General features: G+C 35.4%; 8 protein-coding genes. 5 read left to right on the top strand and 3 right to left on the bottom strand.

Annotated elements, in window-relative coordinates; translation table 11 throughout:
• Window positions 1–57 precede the first annotated feature (57 nt).
• The 3 genes from ACHRVZ_RS01530 to ACHRVZ_RS01520 form a co-directional block, all read right to left on the bottom strand.
• Complete coding sequence (locus ACHRVZ_RS01530) at window positions 58–3,984, bottom strand: starch-binding protein (protein WP_395420317.1); 3,927 nt, start codon at window positions 3,982–3,984, stop codon at window positions 58–60.
• Window positions 3,985–4,322: 338 nt separating this feature from the next.
• On the bottom strand, window positions 4,323–6,953 hold the full coding sequence (locus tag ACHRVZ_RS01525) for a DUF5916 domain-containing protein (RefSeq protein WP_395420316.1): 2,631 nt from the start codon (window positions 6,951–6,953) through the stop codon (window positions 4,323–4,325).
• A 46-nt stretch (window positions 6,954–6,999) separates the two neighbouring features.
• Window positions 7,000–8,853, bottom strand: a complete 1,854-nt coding sequence (locus ACHRVZ_RS01520; RefSeq protein ID WP_395420315.1) for an alpha-amylase family glycosyl hydrolase — start codon at window positions 8,851–8,853, stop codon at window positions 7,000–7,002.
• 159 nt (window positions 8,854–9,012) lie between these two features.
• Between ACHRVZ_RS01520 and ACHRVZ_RS01515 the strand changes: the two genes are divergently transcribed.
• The 5 genes from ACHRVZ_RS01515 to ACHRVZ_RS01495 all read left to right on the top strand — a co-directional run bounded on the left by ACHRVZ_RS01515 (window position 9,013) and on the right by ACHRVZ_RS01495 (window position 16,042).
• Window positions 9,013–10,077, top strand: coding sequence for a sensor histidine kinase (locus ACHRVZ_RS01515; RefSeq protein WP_395420314.1), 1,065 nt, complete (start codon window positions 9,013–9,015; stop codon window positions 10,075–10,077).
• A complete protein-coding gene (locus tag ACHRVZ_RS01510) occupies window positions 10,064–10,792 on the top strand; it encodes a LytR/AlgR family response regulator transcription factor (RefSeq protein WP_395420312.1) in 729 nt (242 codons plus the stop codon). The genes ACHRVZ_RS01515 and ACHRVZ_RS01510 overlap by 14 nt, the downstream gene beginning before the upstream one ends.
• Before the next feature lie 491 nt (window positions 10,793–11,283).
• Complete coding sequence (locus ACHRVZ_RS01505) at window positions 11,284–11,406, top strand: hypothetical protein (RefSeq protein ID WP_395420311.1); 123 nt, start codon at window positions 11,284–11,286, stop codon at window positions 11,404–11,406.
• Window positions 11,407–11,420: 14 nt separating this feature from the next.
• Entirely contained in the window at window positions 11,421–14,606 is a 3,186-nt protein-coding gene (locus ACHRVZ_RS01500) for a SusC/RagA family TonB-linked outer membrane protein (RefSeq protein ID WP_395420309.1), read from the top strand.
• A gap of 11 nt (window positions 14,607–14,617) precedes the next feature.
• Window positions 14,618–16,042, top strand: coding sequence for a SusD/RagB family nutrient-binding outer membrane lipoprotein (locus tag ACHRVZ_RS01495; protein WP_395420307.1), 1,425 nt, complete (start codon window positions 14,618–14,620; stop codon window positions 16,040–16,042).
• Window positions 16,043–16,285: the final 243 nt, after the last annotated feature.

The raw sequence follows: 16,285 nt of genomic DNA, 5'->3' as shown, positions 1-16,285 counted from the left end.
TAAAAACCTCCAAAGTTTAACTTTGGAGGTTTTGTTATTTTATAAAATTCGTAAAATTTACCTTTTAATGATTTTTTGCATGGTTTCTTTTCCGTTTTCTAATTTTATGGTGATGAAATAAAGACCGCTGCTTAAACGACTTATGTCGATACTATTTACATTAGATTTTCCTTCCTGAACAATACTTCCTTGTGCCGATATAATACTATAATCAGTCATAGCAATAGTCGAGTCAATGTATAAAGTTTGATCTGCCGGATTTGGATACAATCGAATCGCATACGTTTGTTCTTCGGCAACTTCCGGAACAGCAAGCATTTTTGCTGTAGAAACTCCCCAAGTATAAGAGTAGCCATCTGTTTTATTCAATAAATCGGCAGTTTGATTTGCAGAACCGCTAGAACCATTATTAAAGATGATATTAACAGATGTTGGGCCCGTAATCGTGTATTTATAAAAACCATTTACATCTGCCGTCATGGTAACGCCCGGCCAAGTTGTATTTGCCACGCTTCCTGCGGGAACAGCATTCCAATAATGTACTTTTGGAGCAGCAGTCCAGCTCGTTGGAGGTTTAAAATACACCGTTAATGTGGTCGCTGCACTAAAATTATAAACTTCGGTTTTTACAGCTGATGAAACTCCTGCCGTATTCACCACAAATGCTTTTAAAGTCGTAGTGGCAGTAAAAGCAAACGATTTTGTTGCAATTGCAGATGCTGAACTTGTTGTAGGCGTAGTTCCGTCTAAAGTATAATAAAGAGTAGAACTTGCTTCGTTTGCCGTTAAAATAACATTTACAGTAGTTCCAGTTGTAAAAGTTCCGCCTGCTTTTGAGTTTGTGAAATCGGGTGCAATAACAGGGCATCTATTTGCAGGTTCAGCACTTAACCAAGCCGAGTCATAAAATTTAATTCCAGCCGTTGTGCTCAAATCACCAGTTTTTAGATTTCCGTCATTAAACAATAAATTCGTTGCGCTTACAGTCGACGGAAATGTATAACTATACCAGTCGCCACAATCTTTGGTCATTGCAACTCCCGGATAAGTTACCGCAGGAGCAGTTCCTGTTGGTGACCAGTAATAGACTTTTACAGCAGCATTCCAATTCGTTGGTTTTTTAAAGTAAACCGTAAATGTGCTTGGGGAATTAAAAGTATAAGTTTCTGTTTTAACGGCAGAACTTAATCCTGCCACATTTTTAGCAAAAGCTTTAAGAGTTGTTGTACTTGTTATGGCCAAAGTTTTAGTTCCTATTGAAGAAAGAGAAGCCGTTGTAGGCGTAGTTCCGTCTAAAGTATAATAAATTGTAGACGTAGTTTCGTTTGCAGTTAAGGTCAGGTTTACCGTAGTTCCTGTTGTAAAAGTACCGCCCGCTTGCGAAATTGTAAAATCGGGTGCTACTGTAGTAGAACATCTGTTTGCAGGTTCAGCGGCCAACCACGCGTTGTCGTAATACTTAATTCCGCCAGTAGAATTTAAATCAGCAGTTTTTAAGGTTCCATCATTAAACAATAAATTTGAAGCCGTTACAGTCGACGGAAAAGTATATTTATACCAATCGCCACAATCCTTTGTCATTGCAACTCCGGGATATGTTAAAGCAGGAGCAGTTCCTGTTGGAAGCCAATAATATACTTTTACAGCAGAATTCCAGTTGGCAGGTTTCTTAAAATAAACGGTAAATTCCGGAACCGTCCCAATAGTAATCGTTTTGGTAACAATTTCAGATTGATTTCCATCTTTATCTACCGCAAAGGCTTTAATTGTGGTAGTTTGTGCAATATTAAGTGTTTTTACAGACTCGACAAATGCAGAAGAAAGAGTAGGAGTAGAACCATCAATTGTGTAATACAATTTTGGTTTAGGATCAGTACTGTCAGTTGCCGTAATTGTAATATCTATAGCAGTTGTAGAATTGCTTGTGTCTGGTGTAAACGCAATTTTTGGTGCAACATCAAGATTTTTTCCAACCCAAACATGCTGAATTTTAGATTTCGTTACATTTCCTTTCTTATCCGTTACTTCTACGTAATAATCCAGTAATTTCTCTGATATTCCTGCGATTTCAGCATAATATTGATTGGCAATAACATCCGGAAGCATATACAAATCGGCTTGAGGATTATTGGTAAAGTTTCCTTTCGGGAAAACCCTTTCGCTCATTGGCAAAGAAATCCAGCTTCCTACTTCGGCGCCACCGGCATAAATTTCATTGTCATTAGAATTAAGATTGTTTTTTCCGTCAACATCAATTCGGTATTTTAATTCTGATTTCTGAATCCCACTTACATCATAAGCAAAAGTATACACTGTAAAATCTGCCGAGTTTAGAAAATCTTTATACGCATAAGGCGCTCCATATCCTTTTTCTCCGGGATTGTATGGCCAACGTTGCGGAATAAATACGGAAGGTTTTGTTGCATCTTCGCCCGGATGTGCATCGAGAGTTGGTTTTGCAAATTGCACACAACGATTAACAGCCAGAGTTGTTTTTATTTCTAAATCTTCGGCAAGACCATAATAAGCATTTCCGCTGTCGTAACCCGCCATTAAAAAATGCCAGGCTTTTTCGGATGGACTTACTGCTGCTGTAGGATTTACAATTTCGCTCATTCTAAGATTATTTCCTTCAAGCTGTTCTGCCATGATTGCGTGGTTTTCTCCCGCAGTTGTAATAGCTTGATTCATCATGTCTTCTGTCCATCCGTTTGGATTAAACTTTTTAGTAACAGGATCAAAAAACGGCCACAACCAGTTGGTGAACTGCGGGTGTCCAAAATCGCCATCGGCATTTACCCAAGCTCCGTCTTCAACGTGTACTACTGCCGATTCCGGAACGGGATTATCGTGTAAATACTGCGGAATTGTAGTTGGAATATTTCCGTTGGCCGCAGAGGCATGAGAAAATCCCGTAACCGATTCGTTGTAATACGAGGAACCACCGCCCCAAGCATTATCGCCATCGTGAGCAAATAAAACCAAAGGAGGTCTTGGCGAGGTCGATGCTTTTGCAACAATTGGAGCAATCAACGAAGTACCAATTGCAGCATATCCATCTTCATAACTTTCATAATCTGCCATTGGTACTACCGTAATTTTGTATTCCTGAGCTGTTTCCGGATCGACATATTTTGCTTTGTAAGGAAGGTAAGAATACGGTACGGCAAACTGACCGCCACGTGCATCTTTTTGAGCAGAGAACCACGTGTTTCCTGTAGTTTCAACCTGATCTGCTTTGTTGGGAACATCGCACATTGTACCGCCAGATCCGTATTTTAAAGGATAATCGGCCAGAGTTCTGGACAAATGACTGTTGGCAATTACAGACCATTCGATGCCACATTCGGTTAAGGTTTTTATAATCCTTTCAGAAAAAGCACATTCTGCCGGCCAATATCCTTTAGAATCATGTGAACCAAATAATTGTGCGCTGTAATATTGATGCGCTTTGATTTCTTTTTTTAAAGCTTCGTCGCTCAATAATGGCGAAAGCGCATGATGCATGGTAAACGAAACGACTTCCATTCGAGAATATCCGCCAGAAGTTTTCCATGCTTTTGCATCTTTAATATTCTGCGTCCACGAATTAGAATATCCCCATTGATTGGCTTGTGCAAGTTCATTAACGTTTTCCATCAAAGAACCTCCATAAGTTATTTGTGCTCCGGCTTTGGCTAAATCACGAATAGAGTTTATAGCATTTTTTGGAGCAAATTGATACGCAGCAACACGATCGCCTGTACCAAAAATTTCTTCAAGGTTGTTTGTAGGATGTGCCAGTCCGTTTTTATCATTATTTGCACCCGAAATCTTTAAGTCTTGCGACTCTTTTACGATTTGGTATCGGTTCACATTTTTTTTACTTACATCGCCCCAATATGTGGGTTGATGAAGATGCCATAAGTACGAAGTATTCACTTGTGCTTGCAAAAAAGCAAAGGGAATTAGTAAGGCATAATACAAAAGTAGGTTTTTCTTCATAATTTAATTTTAGTTAATAAAGTGGTTATTTTTATGTTAAAAGTATATTTTATTAACATTAAAACTATTTAATTAATTAAAATAGAAAAACTACAACGTTTTAGTGTTTACAAGTTTTTTAAAAAGCAGAATAATAAAACTTTATTTACAAAAAATGTTGTTTTTTTATGGAAGCATATTTTTTGATTTTTTTAATGTGTTGAAAATGAGAGTTTAGTGTTTTTTGTTCTGTCGTTAATACCAATAAAAACAGCCTTTAAGTTTTCTGAAAAAAAATAAATGTATTTCATACTAAAAGGCTGTTCCGGTTATAGAGTGTTGTTAAAACATTACGATTGCTAAAACATAAATCGATAAGTCATTTTGATCAAAAAAGTATTAGTAGGCTTTCGACCTAAAATCTGAGAATTGAGTTCTGTAACTAAATTTTCTTTAGCATCTCCGTTTGAAGTTATTCCTTGCGACCAGACCAGGAAAATTTCTGAACCCGGAATATATTCCCAACGCGCCACCAGATTAGATCGAAATTGTACAAAAGCAAAATCCGGATTGTGAATGCTGTAATCTGTAATTCCGTTTGAGTCTTCGTCGATCTGATAACTGTTTTTTTGCTCATCAAAATGAATCTGATTGGAGTCGAACAAACTTACTCGATCTCCATAATAAACTGCCGTTGGATTTATTACCCGATTGAAAGTAGTATATCTTCCTCTGGAAATAAAAGGCTGTCCGTAGTATTGAATGGTCAAATTGGGGTTAATATTATAATCCAATCGAATAGAAGCGCTTAATGTATTCTGATCGAGATTTGCCGTAATATAACGCGAATCAGTATTAAAACTCGTTTGCGTAATGTATTGCAGTTTATTTTTATTAGAAGAAAAACTGGGGTTCAAAGAAAATGTGAAAGCATTAACAGGCTGATAAGTAATTCCGGCAGCAAATTCGGTATATGAAAATGAATTGTTTTTGCCTTTTGTATCATAAATAGCGAAGTTGTATTTGAGCTTTTTTCGACTGTCTGAAGTAATATTGATAGATTTAAAAAACTCTTCAGAATAACGAAATCGAGGTCCGCCCTGCAAAATAGAATTAGAATAGTTTACAGGTTTATAAATGGCCGAAACAACAAAACTCCAATTGTTTTTTAACACAAAATCAGAACCCAGACTATATTGCATTTTATTATAATTGCCTTCAAAATCAAAGATTGAAAGCTGTTCTAAAGTAGTGGTTATTTTTCTGAAATGTCCAAAAGGCTTTAGAGTCTCATAAGATAAAAAGGTATATTGTTTGATTTCATCAGCTTGCCTTAAAAAACCGATATCATTAAGCTCTAATTCAGGAGATCTCCATATTATTGATCCTTTATAACGCCAGTTTCCAACACTTGCTTTTCCCATTTCAAATTTTCCGCCAGTTCCTTCGAGTGAAGTTCGCAAAGAATCGACAGAAAGATGTCCGGCATCAATTCTCTGAAATAAATGTGTCATATTTCTTTGTGTCGCTGTTATTGCTTTTTCACTGCCTTGAACACTGCTGACAACAAAATTGCCTTTAAAATAATATTTTCGGTTTTTCCAGTTGTGCATAAAGTCGATTCCGGCTGTATAAGCAGATTGATGCATAAATTTTAGAAAATCAGTTTCTAAATTTCTATTTACGGCCGTAAAAACAGTTCCAAAGTAGCTGTTACGGTTATTAAAATCTTTTTGAACACGACCAACAAGATAATTAGTCAAGGGTTCTACCAACAGTTTTTTTATCTGATCTTTCTCCTGGATCTTTGCATATTCTTTATTGGTAACACTTTCAAGGATTCCAATTGACCAGCCATTTTTGGTTTTTCCGCTAAATTTTGCTGCTCCCAAAATTGTTGTGTTATTAGGGATGGACATAAAAGCACCATCAGGAATAATAGGTTGTCCGTTAGGATTTCGACCAATTCTGCGGGAATAAAATAAATTGTCCTGATCATCGGCAAATGAATAATTAAAGATGTTTTTATTCTCTACAAAAAAGGGGCGACGTTCATCAAAAAAAACCTGAAAACCATCTAAAACAATAGTAGACGGATCAGCTTCTACCTGACCAAAATCGGGATTAATTGTTAAGTTCAAGGTGAGATCATTAGTAATCCCAATTTTAGCATCCAAACCTCCGTTTAACTTGAAATCATTACCACTTTTAAACGAATTACCTTCTTCTTTAGGATAAGTTTCCAACTTAGAAAGCATAAAAGGCTGAATTTCTATTTGTCTTTGAGGAGATAAACCAATTAAACCATGCAATTCTCCAAATTCACTGACCCAACCCGGTGCATCGAGAGGAATTCGCTGCCACACAGAACGTTCTTCGGTTCTAAAATACCTTCTGGTCGATTGTAATCCCCAAAATTGTTCCGGAGCATCGCTAAATTTTAACTGACTTAACGGAATTTTGATTTCGGCCGTCCAGCCTTCATCATCAATATTGGTTTTTAAATACCAAATTGGATTCCAGTTTCCGTCCCAGGTTTTTCCGTTGTCAGATATAAAACCATCACTTTTTACTCCTGCGGCTGATCCTGCAAATGAAAAACTCGTTAGCTGATCATTATGACTGCTAATGTTAATTTCGATCCAATCGCCTTCAAAACCATCACGCCTTGAGAGTCTTTCTACAATTCCTTTTGGGTCTTTGTCATAACATCTAAAGGCAAAATAGATGAACTCTTTGTCGTATACAATTTTGAATTTAGTCTGCTCAATAGGCGCTGTATTTTCGTCAGGAAGATTTTCGATATAATCTCCCGTCCAATCTACAATATTCCAGCTTTCCTCTGTCAAAAGTCCATCGATTACAGGTGGCGCTATAGCACCCAAAGCCTTTGTGGTATAGACCTTCTTCGGTACTTTAGGTGCAAGCTGTCCAAAACTTAGCTGAAAAAAGAACAATAATAAAAACAATGTATTTTTATAATAAATCATAATTCCTGATCTTTATTAAATCGAGTTTTATCACTAAGAATCCTGATTATTTATTCAATTCCAGAACCCACATTTTCATAGCTGGAATTGTAGTTTTTTGAAGTGATGCGAATTTTTCATCTGTAACAACATTTTTAGCCGAATTAAATCCGTCTGTTCTTTCTTTATATTTTTGAAAATCGATTTCTTTTTCGCTATTACTGGTATTCATAACGCACATAATGGTTTGTTTTTCATCATACCTAAAATAGACGTACAAGCCATCTACAGGAATATAATGCATCAATTTTCCTGTTGTTAAAGCAGACGATGTTTTTCTGAAGTTGGCCAGTTTTCGAACTAAATCCTGCGTAGATTTTTCGTCTTCGGTTAAACCTTTTCCTGTAAAAGCATTTTTAGTATCAGTTGTCCACCCGCCCGGAAAATCGCTGCGAACTAAACCATCAGGTGCTTTAAAACCTTTAACCAAAACTTCAGAACCATAATACAATTGTGGGATTCCGCGGCACGTAAGCAACCATTGAAAACCCATTTTTTGTTTGTCTACATTTTCTCCAACAACAGAAAAGAAACGTGGTTCGTCGTGATTGTCTAAAAGCAGTACTTTTTGCATTGCATTTTTACTTAAAAAATCGCTGCTCAGCGTATAGTATAATTTGTTTACGCCATCTGTCCATCCAAATGGCTGCGTAAGAGCGGGGATAATTCCGTAATACAAACTCTGAAAATCTACAACTGAAGGCAAATTGCTTTTAAAAGGCGTATCAATATTATTTTGTTCAAAATAAGCCTGATTGGCTACTCCATGAACCATAATTTCGCCAAAAATGGTCATTTTAGGATATTCATTTAAAATCGCGGCATTGCAACGATTGGCAAAATTTAAATCATTGTAAGTATAAGTGTCTAAACGAACGCCGTCTATACCAAAGGTTTCGATGTGCCAAATGCAATTCTGAATTAAAAAGTTGGCCATATACGGATTATCCTGATTGATGTCCGGCATGATTTTATCAAACCAGCCATTGCTCATTTTTTTCTGATCAGATTTTGCGCCATACGGATCAAACAAAGGCTGTTCTCTATAATTGGTTTGCGTGTATTCTGGCCAGCGATGCACCCAGTCATTTTCTGGCTGGTCTTGTTCTAAAAAATGATAGAGTCCAAAGTGATTGTAAACAGCGTCAAAAATGAGTTTCATTCCGCGTTTATGCAGTTGCTCGCTCAGTTCTTTATACTTTTCATCTCCGCTATAACGCGCATCAATTTTATAATGATCTGTAATAGCGTAACCATGTTCGGTGCGGTTCATCATATCGTTTTCCATTACAGGAGTAAACCACAAAGCCGTAATTCCTAGACCTTGCAAATAGTCCAGATTATTAATAACGCCTTGCAAATCACCGCCATGTCGATCGTACATTTGATTTCTGTCTAAAGATTGATCTCGCATGCCTTTTACGCGATCGTTTGTTGGGTCGCCGTTACTAAAGCGATCTACCATTATTAAATCGATAAAATCAGCAGAAGTTACGCCCTTTGCATATTCGGTACCGTTGCCAGTTCTGCGGGAATTAAGGAGCCAGTTAATTTTTTGTTTTTTTCCGTTTTGCAAAACTTCAATTAATACCGTTCCGGGACGAGCTTCGGGTGAGATTAAAATGTCTACAGCAAGATATTTTTTGTTCGAAAATTGATGTGTTTTCAAAACTTTAATTCCAGAATAATTAATGCTGACATTATCAGAAGAAAAGGCTTCTCCAGTGCTTCGAATAAGTAATTGTACCGAATTTGTTTTCATTCCAACCCACCAATTAGTAGGGTATACGTCAATATTTTTGGCGTTAACCATGTATGTACAACACATTAAAACCAAGTAAAAAAAGAGTGTTTTTTTCATCTCTAGCTATTTTTAGATTAATATTACAAGCGAAAGATATTTTTCTTGTGTGTTCTAAAAAAGCAACTTATTTAAACGACATTATTAGCGTTGTAAACAACAATTTTGATTTGAAACAAAAGCACTATTTTTACATTTATAAGAAACTAACGAAGCTAAATGAAGATATTAACTTACGATCCTGAAAACAGATCTCTGATCATTAGACTGTATGCCATTTATTGGTTGGGATATATTTTATTGTTTAGTTTGATTCAGGGTTTGCCCGGAGGAGATTTTTTCATGGCGCTGCGAAATGAGTGCTACAGCGTTTTGCCTAAGATACTTTTTGTAACTATTGTTGTTGAATTTTTAATGCCTCGTTTGTTGTTTAAGAAAAAAAACGTCGCTTTTATTGGTTGCTACATTCTTCTTATTTTAATTTTTGCATTCTTGCAGCGACTAATCGACAACTATATTATAATACGTTACTATTTGACTTTTTGGAAAACCGAACCTCTTTTGTCGGCTCCGGTTTTTTTGTATAATGTGAGTAAACTTCAATTTGTTGTCACGATGCCAATTGCATTTAAACTGTTTTATTATCTAGCCGAGGAAAGGAATAAAGTTCAGACGATATTATCAGAGAAATTACAAGCCGAATTATCGTCTCTCCGAAATCAATTTCATCCACATTTTCTATTCAATGTACTAAATAGTTTATACTCTAAAATTTTGAGTAAATCTGATGATTCTGCCGAGATTGTACTTAAGATATCAGATCTGCTTCGGTTTTCGATTTATGACGTAAACAATAAAAGTATTTCTTTGGAAAATGAAATTGATTATCTCAAAAATTATATAGCGTTGCAACAACTGCGTTTTGAGAATCAGCTTCAATTGAGTTTTAGTGTTTATGGAAATGTTGAAAATCATTCGATTGAGCCTTTTTTGATACTTCCGTTTATCGAAAATAGTTACAAATATTGCTTAGATGAAAACAATCAGGGTTGGATAACGATTGCTATAAATGCAAGTGAAGAATGGCTTGTGGTTAAAATTGAAAACAGTTTGCCGGAGAATTTTAATACTCAAACTGATAATGTAAGTAGCGGAATTGGTATTGCAAATGTAAAAAGGAGATTAGAATTACTATATCCTGAAAAACATGTTTTGACGATAAAAAATGAGACTGTAAGTTTTTTTGTTTCCTTAAAAATAAAGATAAAAGATGGCAGCAATTAATTGTATCATAATTGAAGATGAGTTACCGGCTTCTATTTTACTGGAACTTCATATTGCTAAGTTTGACTTTTTGGATTTGAAAGGCAAATTTACGAGCGTTTCAAATGCACAAAACGTGCTGAAATCGCATAAAATTGATCTTATTTTTTTAGACATCAATTTACCCGGAAAATCAGGAATCGAATTTGCTAAAAGTTTATTTGCAGAAACGGCTGTAATCTTTACAACTGCTTATACAGAATATGCTGTTGAAGGATTTGAAATTGATGCTGTCGATTATATTTTAAAGCCAATTTCGCTAGAACGTTTTACAAAAGCGATAAGCAAATACACTAAAATTAGAGAATTGAACGAGATAGTTTTACATTCTAAAAATCAGGAAATCGATCGTGCTTTTATTTTTGTAAAATGCGAAAGAAAAATGGTTAAGCTTTTTTTAGATGAAATAGATTATTTTGAATCTCAGGGAAACTATTTACTTATTTATACCGCAACAGATTGTTATAAAACCTACCAATCGATCACTGAAATGGAAGACAAATTACCTGAAGGTTTATTTTTAAGAATTCATCGCTCTTTTTTGGTTGCAATAAAAAAAATAACAAGTTACAATACGAACACTATCAATGTCAAAAACAAGCAATTGCCTGTTGGAAGGTTTTATAATTCATCTGTTTCGTATTTGTTGAATTCTTTAAAAAGTTGTGATGACTAGATGATTTGTTTAAAAGGAGAAAGGATTTTTTTTTAAAATTAAGCCCGTTCTTTACGAGCTATTTCTAATCAGATTTAATTCTGTTAGAAATTTTCTTACATAGTATACAAAAGTGATATAAGTATTAACTGTCTTGTTTCTAGTTAACTAAAATTTTACAAAAATTTTAGTTAACTTTTTTTTTGCAAAAAATTTAGTTAAAATTTTGGTGTTAATATTTTTAACATATCTTTGTTCTATCAAATTAGTAGAGTTTAAAAATAAAGCAATAAAAAGGGGTTAAAAACGATCAAAAAAGATTTCATTTTAGAACAAGCACGAACCATTTGTCCATTTATGTCATATGAGTTATAGCTGTCAAAAAATCTTCAATTTCAAATTCATATCAACTTTTTAATAAGACTGATTCTCAATTTATGAGATGAAATCGCGTATAAAACAATTCAAATAATAGTAATCCAAAATAAAAGAAAAATGAAAGAACGAATGCAATGCAGGTAAAAAAAAAAACCACTTCTGTTGCAGCAGAAATGGTGAAGCTTAAAGAAATTGTACATCTCTATAAGGAAAGCGATAATGGAGTAATTCCGTTTTCGTCTCGCCTTATTTATTAAACTAAAACAAAGTAATGAAAAAAAAATTAAATAGCTATATATGGTTGTGTATTTTGTTGATTTCCATAGGGGTTAAGGCTCAGGAAACCAAACCGTTAATCCAGTCTAAACTCGAAGGAACAGTGATTGATGCTGTTACAAAAGAGCCTGTTATTGGTGCGTCAGTAAACATTAAAGGTACTACACACGGGGTTCAAACAGATTTTGACGGAAAATTTTATTTCCAAACAGGGCAAAAATTCCCTTATACGTTAGTCGTAAGTTATTTGGGGTATAAAAAAGCAGAAGTTGTAGTCAATGGAAATTCAGTAGTAATTGATCTTACTCAGGAACAAAATGCATTGTCTGAAGTTGTAGTTACAGCGCTTGGTATTACAAAAGAAAAGAAATCTTTAGGGTATACTACACAGGCACTTAAAGGCAAGGAATTATCAGACACAAAAGAAACGAATTTTTTAAATAGCCTTACAGGTAAATTGGCAGGTGTACGTATCACTAATTCGCAAGGAGACATGGGATCTTCACGTATCATTATTCGTGGAGAAACTTCTATATCTGGAAATAACCAACCCTTATTTGTGGTAGACGGAGTTCCGGTAGATAACTCGCAACTGAATTCTGTAGCAGGAGCAGCTGCTTCCCGCGATTTTAAAAACGCGATTGCTGATTTAAATCCAAATGATATTGAAACATTAACAGTTTTGAAAGGCCCTAATGCTGCTGCTCTTTACGGGTCGCGTGCTGCTCATGGTGTTGTTCTTATCACTACAAAATCAGGAAAAACTCAAAAGGGATTAGGTATTAGCTTTAGTTCAGGTATAACAATCTCGCAAGTGGCTACTTTACCAAGTTTCCAAAATTCATTTGGACAAGGATCAAATGGAAAATTTAGTTATTTTGATGGTAAAGGAGGCGGAATTAATGATGGAGTTGACGAAAGCTGGGGGCCTAAATTGGATGGACGCCTTATTCCTCAATTTTCATCAAATGGGGTGGCAGTGCCTTTTGTAGCTCATCCTAACAATGTGAAAGACTTTTTTAATACAGGTCTTACTTTTGATAATAGTATTTCTGTAGCTAAATCAGATGACAAATCAGATTTTCGTTTAGGAATAAACAATCAAAAACAAACAGGAACAGTACCTAATAGTGAAATAAACAAAACAAACTTTACGATTAATACTAATTACCAAATATCTAAAGGCATAAAAGTGGGTGTAACAGGAAACTATATTGTTACTGATGCGCCAGCTTTGCCGGGTGGACCATCTGGTAACCGTGCTGCGGGAGTTATGCTTCAGTTTCTTTGGTTTGGACGTCAGGTAGATATCAATCAGCTTAGAAATAATAGAAATGTCAACTGGAACAACAGTTATTATAGCAATCCGTACTGGAATGCTTATTACAATACTACAAGTCAGCAGCGTAACCGTTTAATTGGTGATATCCATTTGGATGCTAAACTTGCTGAAGGACTTAATTTTAAATTCCGTACAGGAGTTGACTATTATAATGATCGCAGAAAATACGAGATTAAATATGGTACAAACGGAACTCCTTTCGGGTCTTATGCTGAAGATGCTTATACGGTAAACGAGCAAAATACGGAAGGTATTTTTACATACACCAAAAAAATAAATGACGATTTTACTGTAGATGCTCTTGCTGGGTTTAATATACGCAACCATAGTGATGCAAACAATTACCAGAAAGCACCACGCTTGGCTGTACCTGATTTATATACATTAACGAATTCGCGTGATCCATTGACATCATCAAACTCATTGTCAAGATTGAGAGTATATAGCGCATATGCTTCGGCACAATTTGGATATAAAAACTATGCATTTTTAAACGTAACTGCTCGTAATGACTGGTCATCGACATTGCCAAGCAGTAACCGCTCTTATTTTTATCCATCTATTAACGGTAGTTTAGTAGTTTCTGACGCTTTGAATTTAAAAAGTAATACGCTTGACTTTTTAAAGTTACGTGGAGGTTGGTCTGAAGTAGGTAACGATGCAGATCCGTATCAATTGGCAACGGTTTACAATTTTCAAACTGCATTTGACGGAAATCCAATTCAAACTTCATCACAAAAGAAACTTAATGAGAACCTGAAACCGGAAACAACCCGTTCTACAGAACTTGGTTTAGAAGCTTCTTTCTGGAAAAACAGATTACATTTTGATTTTGCTTACTATAACACCAATAGTTTTGACCAGATCTTGGAGATAAAAACAACAACAGCAAGTGGTTATAATTCGCAATTAATCAATGCAGGTAAAATTAACAACCACGGTATTGAAATTCAATTGGATGGAAACCCTATTCAAACTCAGGATTTCAAATGGAATGTGGCTTTAAATTATTCAAAAAATATCAGTAAGGTAGAAGTTCTTGATTATGATAAACAAATTCAAAACTATACAATTGGTTCTTCTGGAGGTGTAGATGTATTGGCATCTGTAGGACAAGCTTATGGTGCGCTTTACGGAACAGCTTATCAACGCGACGCAAGTGGAAATATAGTAATTGGTGCAAATGGATTACCAAAAGCTGATCCGCAAAAGAAGGTATTAGGACATTATACTCCAGATTATTTGGCGGGTATTACCAATACATTGACGTATAAAAATCTTGAATTATCATTCCTTATCGATGCTAGTGTTGGTGGAGAGATTTTTTCTGGAACCAACAGAACTGGTAATTATACAGGTGTACTTGCTCAAACGCTTCCTGGTCGTGATGCTGCAAATGGCGGATTAAGTTATTATACTTCTGGTACTACAAAAGTTTTGTTACCAGCTGGAGGTGCGCCAACCGGATCAACGGTTTATGATGACGGTATGATCTTTAAAGGTGTATATGCTGACGGAACTCCTAATACTACAGTTCTTAGTGCACAGGAATATTATAAAGCATCGTACAATATTAGCGAAGCTTACATTTATAGCTCAACATTTGTAAAACTAAGAGAAATTAAATTGGCTTATAATTTCAATAAATCATTTGCCAGAAGACTTGGACTAGATGGTGCCAGCGTTACTGCAGTAGGTCGTAATCTTTTATTTATCTACAAAGACGCTCCAAATATTGATCCTGAAACAGCTTTTAATACAGGAAATGCACAGGGATTGGAGAGTTTGGCTTTGCCAACAACGAGAAATTTCAGTCTTAGTTTAAATGTTAAATTTTAAAACACAAAATCATGCTTAAAAAAATAGCCTATATAACTCTATTTGCATTATCGCTGACTTCTTGTAATGATGCACTGGATGATATTAATAAAAATCCAAATGCAACAGAAACGCCATTGGCACCCTACCTGTTAACAGGATCATTAAAACAAGGTGCTGACTTATATTGGGGTTCAGATAATAACTTTAATTCGTCTTTATTATTTGTTCAGCATTGGGCTAAAATCCAATATACAGAGCCGGACAGATACGATGTTTCGAATACATCTTTCACTTCTTTGTGGAATACTGGTTACGCAACTTTGATTACGGATTTGAATACAATTATTAATTTTCCGGCAGAGCAGGCAAATTCCAATTACAAAGGAATTGCATTGACCTTACGCTCGTGGACGTTTTTATTGTTGACAGATGCTTACGGTAGTATTCCTTATAAAGAAGCAGGTAAAAAAATAACTCCGGCATATAATACTCAAAAAGAAGTTTATACGGGATTACTAGAAGATTTGAAACAAGCTCAATCTTTGTTAAGTTCAGCAAATGGAGCAGTAACTGGTGATTTGGCTTATAAAGGTGATATAGCGAGATGGAAAAAACTGGTAAATTCACTTCGTTTACGTATTGCTTTGAGAATTTCGGACAAAGAACCTGCTTTAGCAAAACAAGCTGCAATTGACGCGACAAGTGATGCAGGAGGATTAATTAGCAATAACGACGAGACTTTTAAATTTACTTATACCAGTTCTCCGCAGCAAAATCCGGCTTCGGCTTGGTTTGAAACTCGTGACGATTTTCGTATTTCAAAAACATTGGTTGATAAGTTAAATGAATTATCAGATCCGCGTTTACCTGTTTATGCACAATTGCCATCAGATGTTACTGTGGGTAAATATGTTGGAGGTGCAAACGGATTATCAAACAGTGATGCTAATAGCCAAGGTTTTGCTAAAACATCAAAACCGGGAACTTATTTCCTAACGTCAACATCGCCTGCTGTAATTGCTTCTTATTCTGAGACGTTGTTTAATGTTGCCGAAGCAGTAGCTCGTGGTTATATTTCTGGGAATGCAGAGCAGCTTTATAAAGATGCTATTACAGCATCGTTCAATCAATTTGGTATTACAAATACGACAACTATTTCTAATTATCTTAATCAGGCAACTGTGAAGTACGATGCAGCAAATTATGCTAAATCTATAGGTACGCAAAAATGGATTGCATTTTACGGACAAGGTCTTGATGCCTTTGTAGAGTGGAGAAGACTTGATTATCCTGTGTTAACGGCTGGTCCTGCTACAGTCTTGGACGGAAAAATACCTTCGCGTTTCTTTTATCCTGGAACAGAGCAATCGTTGAATGGAACTAGCTACCAGGCTGCAGTATCTGCTCAGGGAAAAGATTTATTGACTACAAAACTATGGTTTGATGCCAAGTAAGCTATAATCTGAAAGAAATATACAGTTTACTAATTATTAAAAAAGCCCATTTCTTAAGAAATGGGCTTTTTTGTATCTGGTTTATAAAGAGTAATTTTTAAACTATTTTAAGATTCTAAAGCTTAATTATCAAAAAAAATAGATAATAAGCATTTTTACAGGCTTTTTGCTCTTGTTAATAGGTATGTGTTTCAATCTTCTGAAGATTAAAACAAGTTAAATAGAAGAAGTTTATTTCTTCTC

The organism is Flavobacterium sp. FlaQc-57 (assembly GCF_044007395.1).
Taxonomy (GTDB): Bacteria; Bacteroidota; Bacteroidia; order Flavobacteriales; family Flavobacteriaceae; genus Flavobacterium.
Note: the sequence above shows the minus strand (reverse complement) of the source record. Positions and strands in the feature narration are given on the sequence as shown.

Bases quoted from the DNA above. Each gene is read 5' to 3' on its own strand.
- ACHRVZ_RS01530 (WP_395420317.1), bottom strand. From the start codon at position 3,984: ATGAAGAAAAACCTACTTTTGTATTATGCCTTACTAATTCCCTTTGCT.
- ACHRVZ_RS01525 (WP_395420316.1), bottom strand. From the start codon at position 6,953: ATGATTTATTATAAAAATACATTGTTTTTATTATTGTTCTTTTTTCAG.
- ACHRVZ_RS01520 (WP_395420315.1), bottom strand. From the start codon at position 8,853: ATGAAAAAAACACTCTTTTTTTACTTGGTTTTAATGTGTTGTACATAC.
- ACHRVZ_RS01515 (WP_395420314.1), top strand. From the start codon at position 9,013: ATGAAGATATTAACTTACGATCCTGAAAACAGATCTCTGATCATTAGA.
- ACHRVZ_RS01510 (WP_395420312.1), top strand. From the start codon at position 10,064: ATGGCAGCAATTAATTGTATCATAATTGAAGATGAGTTACCGGCTTCT.
- ACHRVZ_RS01505 (WP_395420311.1), top strand. From the start codon at position 11,284: ATGCAGGTAAAAAAAAAAACCACTTCTGTTGCAGCAGAAATGGTGAAG.
- ACHRVZ_RS01500 (WP_395420309.1), top strand. From the start codon at position 11,421: ATGAAAAAAAAATTAAATAGCTATATATGGTTGTGTATTTTGTTGATT.
- ACHRVZ_RS01495 (WP_395420307.1), top strand. From the start codon at position 14,618: ATGCTTAAAAAAATAGCCTATATAACTCTATTTGCATTATCGCTGACT.